The organism is Nocardia sp. NPDC003693, assembly GCF_053981095.1.
In genome coordinates this window covers 1-9,438 of the sequence record NZ_JBSFNO010000076.1, presented here as the reverse complement: position 1 = coordinate 9,438, position 9,438 = coordinate 1, and the positions used below count along the sequence as shown (strand labels likewise).

Annotated in this window: 7 protein-coding genes and 1 pseudogene; 7 read left to right on the top strand and 1 reads right to left on the bottom strand. The window is 68.4% G+C overall.

Going from position 1 to position 9,438, the window contains the following annotated elements:
* Positions 1–1,191, top strand: a 1,191-nt coding sequence (locus ACWDOP_RS38775) for a DUF222 domain-containing protein (protein ID WP_456349058.1), incomplete at its 5' end; no start/stop codon positions are given.
* Positions 1,192–2,432: 1,241 nt separating this feature from the next.
* Here the strand turns inward: ACWDOP_RS38775 and ACWDOP_RS38770 are convergent.
* The gene (locus tag ACWDOP_RS38770) at positions 2,433–3,182 is read right to left on the bottom strand and encodes a hypothetical protein (RefSeq protein ID WP_456349057.1); all 750 of its coding nucleotides are present in this window, start codon (positions 3,180–3,182) and stop codon (positions 2,433–2,435) included.
* A 291-nt stretch (positions 3,183–3,473) separates the two neighbouring features.
* Here ACWDOP_RS38770 and ACWDOP_RS38765 point away from each other — a divergent pair, with 291 nt between their 5' ends.
* The 6 genes and pseudogenes from ACWDOP_RS38765 to ACWDOP_RS38740 form a co-directional block, all read left to right on the top strand.
* Positions 3,474–4,550 (top strand): hypothetical protein, encoded by a 1,077-nt coding sequence (locus ACWDOP_RS38765; RefSeq protein WP_456349056.1) that lies wholly within the window; start codon positions 3,474–3,476, stop codon positions 4,548–4,550.
* Between the two features lie 22 nt (positions 4,551–4,572).
* Entirely contained in the window at positions 4,573–5,382 is an 810-nt protein-coding gene (locus ACWDOP_RS38760) for a hypothetical protein (RefSeq protein WP_456349055.1), read from the top strand.
* A 3-nt stretch (positions 5,383–5,385) separates the two neighbouring features.
* Positions 5,386–6,246, top strand: coding sequence for a MinD/ParA family ATP-binding protein (locus ACWDOP_RS38755; protein ID WP_456349054.1), 861 nt, complete (start codon positions 5,386–5,388; stop codon positions 6,244–6,246).
* Positions 6,243–6,869, top strand: a complete 627-nt coding sequence (locus tag ACWDOP_RS38750) for a hypothetical protein (RefSeq protein WP_454201988.1) — start codon at positions 6,243–6,245, stop codon at positions 6,867–6,869. Before ACWDOP_RS38755 ends, ACWDOP_RS38750 begins: the two co-directional genes overlap by 4 nt.
* Before the next feature lie 17 nt (positions 6,870–6,886).
* On the top strand, positions 6,887–8,539 hold the full coding sequence (locus ACWDOP_RS38745; RefSeq protein ID WP_456349053.1) for a cutinase family protein: 1,653 nt from the start codon (positions 6,887–6,889) through the stop codon (positions 8,537–8,539).
* Between the two features lie 805 nt (positions 8,540–9,344).
* A pseudogene (locus ACWDOP_RS38740) lies at positions 9,345–9,438 on the top strand (fumarylacetoacetate hydrolase family protein); the annotation flags it as partial.

Genomic DNA, 9,438 nt, shown 5'->3' with positions numbered 1-9,438 from the left:
GTGGGTTCGAGCACCCGGCCGCCGAAATTGCCGCTCGTAGCTAAAGCGCAACGGGCCGGGGAGATCTCCGCCGATCATGTGAAAGCGATCAAGGACGCGCTCGAGCGGATCCCCGACGCCGCAGGTCCGGAAGTCAAAGACCACGCCGAACAACACCTCACCTCATTCGCCCGCGAAGGCGACCCGAAGGGTGTGACAAAGCTCGGCGTTCACATTCTGGCCCACGTCGATCCCGATGGGCGTTTGACCGAGGACCGGGACCGGCAACGGGTCCGGAGCATCAAGATCGGGCACCAGGGCATCGACGGCATGTACCCGATCTCGGGATACCTCACCCCACAGCTGGGTGCGGTCATGATCCCGATGTTCGAGAAATTCGGACGCCCCGGCATGTGCAACCCCGACGACCCCGAAAGCCCATGGACCACCGCCGAACTCGGACTCGACACCGAACTCGACGACGGCGACGACACCGGCGATGATGCCAGGGCCGATGACGCTTCGTTGACCCCGGCAGAGCGTGCCCGCGCCGCGGCCCGTGCGAAACTGCGCGCCGCCGCCAAACGGGACCGCCGCAACGCCGAGCAGCGCAACCACGACGCATTGATGGTGTTCATGCGCCCGGACATGGGACCCACGAAACTCGGATCGCATCGCGGACTGCCGGTCTCGACCATCATCACCATGAGCATCGACGACCTGGAAAAGCGCGCGGGCGTAGCGACCACCGCCACCGGCGGCACGATGTCGATCACCCAAGCCCTCCAGGTCGCCAAGAATTCGACCCCGTACCTGGCGGTGCTCGACCGCAACGGCCGCCCACTGCACCTGTCCCGCGGCCAGCGCCTCGCCAACCCCGCACAACGACTCGCGCTCACCGCCACCGAACGCGGATGCACCCGCCCCGGATGCGACGCGCCAGCGAGCCGCTCCGCTGTACACCACATCAAGGAATGGGCCGATGGCGGCGAAACGGACATCGAGAACCTCACTTTCGCGTGCGATGCCTGCCACGCCCAGATCAACACCGGCCCGAACGGGTGGCAAACCGTTGTGATGGGCGAGGATTCGGAGAACCCGGGCAAAACCGGATGGATCCCACCACCACACATCGACCGAAGTCGTAGGCCGCGTGTGAACTTCCGCCACCATCCCCAGTTTCCGGGTATCCCCGCGCGATGGCGCTGTTAGCCACCCGGCCCTTGGTCTCGAGCCTCACCTCCGCTTTCGACTCTGCCTCTTCGGCTTTCCTATGCCGAAGAGGCTTTCGTGCGCCGACACGCCCCACCCACCCCTTGGCGTCGAACCCACCCGAACTCCACCACCAGCACCGGGCATTCCCACACGGCGACTCTGCCAGCGACCGCACGCCGGCCTGATATCCGTCCTGCTGCTCACGCACTTTCGTTCGCGCCCTGATGGCCTTCGACGCCGAACGAGCTCCCGCCCACCTTCCCCCCGGCCCGGCCATCTCACCAACACCGCTGGTGCAACCACACGCACCGGTTTTCACGCCCGTGGCCGACGTAGCCCACACCCGAACCCACCCGTGCGGCTTCCAGCGGGGTTCAGGAGAGCAGGCAAAACAGATGCGGCAGTGCTGGTCACTTCGCCTGCCGTACCCGGCCTATGGCTCCCCAGCCGGGAGCGCCTTCGCCCTTCCAGCCGGGCTGGCCAGCCGTGGGAACCTTCTAGAGACCTACAGACAAAGACTCGTCATCAACACAATGAGGATGATGTCTATGGCGGTGATTGCCGCGCCCTGCCCAGGGTTGGAAACTCGGCCACGCATCCAAGGGCTTCGATCCTGTTGATCGGCCCGGAAGGGCCGGAACCGCCGTCGAGGCACCCAACCCGCCCCCCGCTGGTACTCCGTTATCCAGGCGTCCTTTCCCCGGCAGGGCACCCAACCGCAGCCGAGTCTCCCGACGTGCCCCCGCTGGTACTCCGTTGTCCTGCCTTCTTTCCTGCGGGAGGGCACCCAATCGTGATCGAGGCACCCAACCCGCCCCCGCCGGTACTCCGTTGTCCAGGCATCCCTATCCCGGTAGGGCACCCAACCGCCATCGAGTCTCCCGACGTGCCCCTGCCGGTACTCCGTTGTCCGGGCTTCATTCCGGCGGTAGGGCTCCCAACCGCCGCCGAGGCACCCGCGTCATCCCGCTGGTACTCCGTTATCCAGGCTTCTCTCCCCCGGTAGGGCGCCCAACCGCGGACAGGCTACCCAGGCCTCTCCGCTGGTACCCCTGATCCAGGCATCTCCCCCTCGGTAGCTCCGCAGCCTCCAGGGCAACCAACAGGCCCCGCTATCGAGCCTCTGTGGCAGAGCACCCAACCCCCACCGCACGCACCCGCCGACGGGTTGTCATCCGAGCGACCACCCCACGCGCGCTGAAACCGAACTGCCGACTACGAGAACTCCCCCGAATCCCTCACCCCACAACCGGAAGCGTCACAACCCCCTCCGGAATCACCGGAATCGAATGCACAGTCGGAATCTTCGCCACCGGATCCGGCAGCAGCAACCGCCAATCCTCCGACACCCAGAGCACCGTCTGCTCGGCCGACGTGATGGAGGCGTCGGGGTAAGTGGAGTAGACGGTCAGATCGGTTCGCTCCGGCGAATAGTTGTTGATTTTGTAGGCCGTGATCCGGGGAGCGAGGGCGGGATTCGCGGCGGATGTGATGGAGATTTGCGAGCGGGACAGTACCCAATTGTCCTTGGCCGGACCGGGGATCAAAGACTGGGACGCTATCTGGGGCCAGGTGGTGTCGGGAGCCAGGGAGAGGCGGACATTGTGATTGATGGCGGCCAGCGCCGCGCCCTGGGGTGAATGGGTGTAGCCGGTGGCCACCGTGCCCACATTCTTCGGGCCGTCGGCGCCGATGGGGAGTTGGATGCCCTGGTAGGACTCCCAGTGAACGTTCGCGGGTGGGCGGGACGGGTCCGGGGGCTCCGTGGTGGGAGTGGTCGAGGACGAGTCGGCGCCGCAGGCGGCGAGGAGCAGGAGTGCCGCCAGGATGGGCAGGATCGTCAGGCGACCGGTGCGGGGAGCGGCCGGCCGGGCGGGCGATTGCCGAGAGTGTGCTGACTTGGCGCACATGCGAATTCCTTCCGAGAACCGGTGGCCTGTCGAGACATGTTGGGGCGCACGGTTCTTGCGGGGGTCGACGGGGATCATACGGCCGTCGGCTCGAGAAGTGGCAAGAATTGGTTCCGACTGTCCCGTATCCGGTTGTGGGAAGCGTGGTTACGAGTAGGATCGAGCCCGGAACATGATCATCGCACGACGGTGGGGTTTCGGCATGGGTCACAACGACACGGGTCGGAGACTCATCTGCGATGTGGTCGGTCGCGGGCACACAGCCTGGCCGTCAGGGGGATTCGGGCCGGGGAGTCCACTGTTGACCGTATGGGGAATGGGGTAGAGATGAGCGCTACACGTACCTCGCTCGCATGGTCGGTGTTACCGATGCTGCTGGTAGCGAGCCAGGGAATCGCCGCGGCGGCTCCCGGACAACCGGGGCTCGCGGTGCCCGGCGAAGGACAACCGGGGTTGAGCACCGTACCCGAGCCGCCCGCGGTGAATACCGCGCCCAGCCCGGCGGATTGGATTCCCGATCCGCCCGTGGCGCCGCCGAATCGGCCCCGGCCGCAGCAGCAGACCCGGCCGAATATCGATACCCTCGTGCAGCCGGAGAATCAGAGCGAGTCGGCGCCGGAGGAAGAGACCGTCGCGCCGAATGATCAGGCCGCGGTTATGCCTTCGGACCCGCATCAATTGCGGGTCGGCAGGAATACCGTGCAGTTGCCGGACTTCATCGACTTGAAGTCGCGAAACAAGGCCCAGGCATATCTCGACATGGCGGAATGGCAGATTGCCGCCGCCTACGACCGCATGGGCTTCTCCCGCGAAGACTCCGATCGCATGGCCGCATCCAGCACTGTGGGAGCGCTCGTCGGTGTCGGAGCTGCGGCGGTGGCTCCCCTGGCTCTGGTTCCAGCGGGTTGTGCCGTAGGAGCTGTCGTAGGCGGCATTGCAGGTGGTGTGATCGGCGGGTTGCCAACTGCCGGAATTGGAGCCCCCGCGGGTGCGATCATCGGAGGCGCAGGAGGGTGCGTCATCGGAGGCTCGCTCGGAGGGCTCGTCAGCGGGCCGGTTGTCATCGGTGGCGCGACATTGGCTGCCTTCGCGGGCAATTGGCTCAGCGGGGGCGACGCCACCCAGCCGGCTCCTCCCGATCCGAACCTGGTCGAAGTCGCTGCCCCCGTAGAGCCTGCCGTTCAACCCGTTTCGGCTCCCGTCCTCGCCGCGCCCGTGATCCCCGATTACGTCCCGCCCGCCGTCGCCGAACCGGTGGCCCAGGCCGTCGCCCCGGTGGTCCAGCAGGTGAACACCGTGGTGGATCAGGTCGCCGACCAAGTGAATCAAGCAGTCGACCAAACCGTCGCCACCGTCGATTCGCTGCGCTCGGCCGTAGCCCAGATGCCCGTCCTGACACCGGAAGCCTTCCTGGCTTCCATCCAGCAGCCTGCCCCGGGTGTCTGACACGAACGAAAAGGGTGACGCCGTGATCGAAGAGAAAGATGTCACGGCGGCGAGACCACCGATGCCGGCTCTGCCGCCGAATCCCGAAGGTCCACGGGCGGATTCCGACGCGAATTCCACCGGGGAGCCCGCCGCCGGCTGGGCGCAATGGCTCGACGCGGATCACGCGCCGGACGCACACGGACAGTCGCGGGCGCGCGCGTCCACCGAACGGTATCTGGCCGCCGAGGATCCGATGGCGCCGCTGGTCAGCGCTGCTCGCGAACGCGCGGCGATCACGCGCAGGCGCAAGGTGATTCGGGATCGGATTGCGCTGAGCGGCGCCGCCGCCGTCGCCTTCGTGCTGCTGGCGGCGGCCCTGTGGTTCCAGTTCACGCCCGAGGACACCGCGGCCGAATCCACTCCCGCTCCGACGACCGAATCGGTGACGCCCGTGGCGGATCGGCCGGGATCGCAGGCGTGGTGCCGGGAGGTCGATTCGCCGGAACAGGTGAGCGGCTCGGGCGCGGGCGATCTCACCACCGGTCCCGGCGTGATTCTGCGACTGGAACATTCCTGGTATGTCGCGCGCGACGCCCAGGCCGTGCGCGCGCTGCTCACCGCCGACGCCAAGGCCGCGCCGGAGCAGGATACGCGGGCCGCCATCGCCGCGGTTCCCCCCGGCACGCAGCACTGCGTGAGCATCGCCAGGATGAATGTCGCCGATCGCTGGAGCGTCACCGTGGACGAGCGCCGCCCCGATGGCTCCCAGACGTCGTGGCAGCAGATCTTCACGACCGTGCAGCAGGATGGTCAGGTTCGCATCAGTTCCATTGTGGCGAGCGGACAGTGACCCATGACCGATGTCCACGATCTCATCCGCCAGTTGAGCGAACCCCCGGTCAGTAATCTCATGCAGCCGGGTCCGGCCGGCTCGCCCACCGATTCGGTGCCACTGCGCGGTGGCCAGGGACGGCTGGTGCGCCCCGTGCTGCCCTCGGTGCTGGTGCTGGGCGGGTCCGGCTCCTCCGGCGCCTCGACCACCGCGCTCGGATTGGCCGCTGCCGCCGCCGTGGACGGCGAGGGCGAAGTCTGGCCGGTGGCGGTGGATTCCACACTCGGCGGCGGCGATCTGGCGCTGCGTGGCTGCGATACCTCGGCGCCGGTCAGCACCGTGCAGAGTTGGCTCGGCACCGATCATCCCGAATTCCCGTCCAATGTGGAGGCGTGCGCGGGCCGCACGTCCACCGGTGTGCGGGTGCTGACGCGCAGTCCCGAGGCGTTCCCGCGCCGCGAGACCCTCGTGTCGGTGGCTCGCCATCTCGAAACCGCCGGATTGCTGGCTGTTTTCGATGCCGGCGCGCCCGTGACCAGTCGCCTGGCCGCTCCCCTGCTGTCCGATCCCCGGGTCGGGCTGGTGATCACCGTGGCCGCGCGCCCGGATGCGATCAATCGCCTGCAGCCCGCGCTCACCTGGCTGGACGACAATTTCAGCGAGTTCGTCGTCGGCGATGCGGTGATCGTGCTGACCGAACAGGTGCCCGGATCGGCGGCCACCGTGGTCGATCACGTGCGCGCGCACCTGGGTTCCTGGGTGCGCGAGGTCGTGAAGATTCCCTTCGATCTGCACCTGGCCACCGGCGGCAAGATCACCTGGCATCGCCTGACCGCGGAAACGCGCGATGCCTATCTCGCGCTGCTCGGGGCGCTGCGATGACGGGCGGTGCGGCGCCGGTTCCCATGTGGCACCGCGCCGTTCCCAATCGACCACCCCGCCCGCCGCTGGTCTGGCTCATCGGCATGCACGGCGGCGCCGGGGTGAGCAGCCTCGCGGCCAGCATGAGCTGGGCCGGGGATGCCGGGCAGCGCTGGCCCGCGCGCATCGGGCTCGGCGCGGATATGGATTCGCCCCTGGTGGTGCTGGTGGCGCGCACCCATATGCGCGGGCTCGCCACCCTGCATCGAGCGCTGATCGCCCATCGGGCGCAGGCCACGCCGGCCGGGAGCGAGATCGTCGGTGTCATCACCGTCGCCGATTCCGCACGGCCGCTGCCTGTTCCGGCCGAGGAACGCCGCCGCGAGGTGGAATCGCTCGCCTTCGATCTCGGCGCGAAATCCTGGCGGCTGGGCTGGCTGGAACAGTGGCGCGCGCTCGAACCCCATGAACTCGCGGCCTGGGAACCCGGCTCCGGCAATACCCCGCTGGATGACGGCGATCCCACTCGCACACCGCCGCAATCGGTTCGGCTGCTGGCCGAACTGATTCTCACCACCGCCCGAGCGGCGGGGGCGAGGATCACCGCCCGCGCGCAACCCGTCGCGCAGAACGCGAGTACTTGACCCGAACGAGGTGCTTGGTGAATCGACAATCGCTGTCCCTGACCGGCATTCGGCGCTCCGCGCTGGTCGTCGCCGCGGTCTGCGCGCTCACGGCGGCGTCCGTCGGCGCGGCGGCCGCCGATACCCCCGAGACCCAGATCCCCATCGATACCTGCCCGGCGCTGTACGCGCTCGGCATCCAGGGCACGGGTGAGTCCTCGCCGGATGCCGCGGTCACCACCGATACCGGCATGCTGTCCGCGGTCTTCCGGCCGATGATGTCCGGTGCGGGCGAACACGGTCTGGTGGATCGCGCGTACGTGCCCTACGAGGCGTCCTTCGGCGGGGCGGTGCTGACCGGCACCGGGGTCACGCCGTACATGCAATCGATCACCGGTGGCCTGGATCGCCTGAAGTCCATGGCGAAGCAGGTGGTCGAGCGGTGCTCGAATACCCGGATCGCGCTGGCCGGGTATTCCCAAGGCGCGCACGTGGCGTCGCTGTTCGCCCAGGAGGTGGGCGCGGGCAAGGGGGTCGTCTCCGCCGACAAGATCGCCGCGGTGGCGCTGTTCGGCGATCCGACGCGCAATGCCGGTGCGGCGCTGTTCCCCGGCAAACCCGGGCAGACCGTGCCCGATGCCGCGCCCGGCACCGATGGCACCGAGGTGAAGGCGCTCTCGTCCCCGCCGCAGTCCAGCGAACCCGCGGTCGGCTCGGGCATCGGTTCCGCGGGCGCCCCGCAGGCCGGATTCGGCACGCTCGCGGGGCGGGTCGCCAATTTCTGCAGCACCGGCGATCTGGCCTGCGACGCGCCCAATGCCGCGCCGCTGGTCCGGGTGGTGGCCAATATCGCCTCGCAGGTGGAACTCTCGGGCGGGGATCCCATCAATTCGCTGCGCTCGGTCGCCGAGGCGGTGGCCTTCACCTCGATCAAGACCTTCACCGAGGTGGTGAACAACGATATCTCCGGCACCTCGCTCACCGATCTGTCGATCACCCCGCAGAAGTCGATCTCCCAGCGGGTAGCCGAGGCCTCGGATCCGCGCAATACCTCGGTGGACATCCCCGGCGCCATCCAGGCGCTGGTGAAGATCGGCACCATCGCCTTCAATTCCGTTGTCTCCGTTGTCCGCACGGTGCTGACCGCGACCAATATCGCCGAGATCGCCACCGCGGGGCTCGCCAATCCGCTGGCCGGGCTGATGGTGCTGGGCACCAAGGTGCTCGGCGCGGTCACGAATCTGGTGCCGCCCACCACCATCAGCAAACTGACCGGGCAGGCGTTCACCGCGCTGGTGCAGAACGTCACCGACAACAAGGACCTGCTCGATGTCACCACGTGGGTGAAGTACTGGAACACCGCGCGCAAACACGATTACGCCAATGCCGAGGGTTCGGGGTTCGGCGAGAGCCCGGCCGCCTACGTCGGGCACTGGTTCGCCGCCACCGCCGTGGATCTGTCCAAGACCGCCCCGGCCGGGAGCGTGCCCTCCGGCGGTAGCGACAAGCCCGCGCTCGGCCTGAACTTCTCCCCCAGCACCACCGTCACCACGACCGCGCCCGGCGGCGGCCAATTCCCGCTCGGCGGGGACGCCCCGAGCACCGGCCCCGCACCGACCACCACCGGTTCCGGCGCGCCGACCACCGGCTATCCCCTGTTCTCCGCACCCGAACCGCAGGTCACCCGATGAGCACCCCGGATTCCGGCGCTGCGCCACCGCCCCGGGACCGGCGGACCGCGCGCGCCGACGACGATGACGAGTACACCGGCGATTGGGCCGATTGGATCGCGCCCGAACCCGCACCGGCGGCCGCGAGCCCCCGGGCGGCGCAGGACTACGACGACTACGCGGACGACTACGACGAGGATGACGACTACTACGACGATCCCCCACCGCCGCGCACGCGGCTCGGGGATCCGTATCGGCGATCGTCCCTGACGTCGGGGCGCGGGCCGTCGTCGCGGCAGCAGTGGATGGTTCCGCTGCTGGGGGTGCTGGCGGTGCTGGCGCTGACCGCCGCCGTCGCGGTGCAGTTCGCCAAGGCGACCGGGCCCGAACCCGATCGCACGGTGGCCACCCCGGAGGCCGCGCCCGTCACCGTCACCTCGATGCAACCGGCCGCGAGCGGCGCGCCGGACCTGTGCCCCAACGAAGCGGTGGGCACGCACGTGCGCGGGAACGGTCCCGGATCGACCCATTCGGGGCCGGATGTCATTCTCGCGCTACAGAACCGCTACTACACCGAGCGCAACGGTCAGCGGGTGCGGGAGATGTTCGTGCCGGACTCGCCCACCACGCCCACGGCCGAGGCGATCCAGGCCGGGATCGACAGCATTCCGCCGGGCACCACGTACTGCGTGCAGATCATGCCGGGGCCGTTCGCGAGCCAGCACGTGATGGTGGTGACCGAAACGCACCCGGACAAGAGCCGCAAGGTGTGGCCGGCGCAGCTGGTGCTCACCACCGCGATCGGGGATCGCACGCTGGTCTCGGCGACGGCGAGGTCAAGCAGCGCAGTCGCACTTCACTTCTGCTGCACGATATTCCGAAACTGATCGAATGGGTCACCACCGTGATGACGCTGCTGC

What these genes read in the sequence shown, in the direction of transcription:
- ACWDOP_RS38770 (WP_456349057.1), bottom strand. Translation starts at nt 3,182, where the DNA reads ATGATCCCCGTCGACCCCCGCAAGAACCGTGCGCCCCAACATGTCTCG.
- ACWDOP_RS38765 (WP_456349056.1), top strand. Translation starts at nt 3,474, where the DNA reads ATGCTGCTGGTAGCGAGCCAGGGAATCGCCGCGGCGGCTCCCGGACAA.
- ACWDOP_RS38755 (WP_456349054.1), top strand. Translation starts at nt 5,386, where the DNA reads ATGACCGATGTCCACGATCTCATCCGCCAGTTGAGCGAACCCCCGGTC.
- ACWDOP_RS38750 (WP_454201988.1), top strand. Translation starts at nt 6,243, where the DNA reads ATGACGGGCGGTGCGGCGCCGGTTCCCATGTGGCACCGCGCCGTTCCC.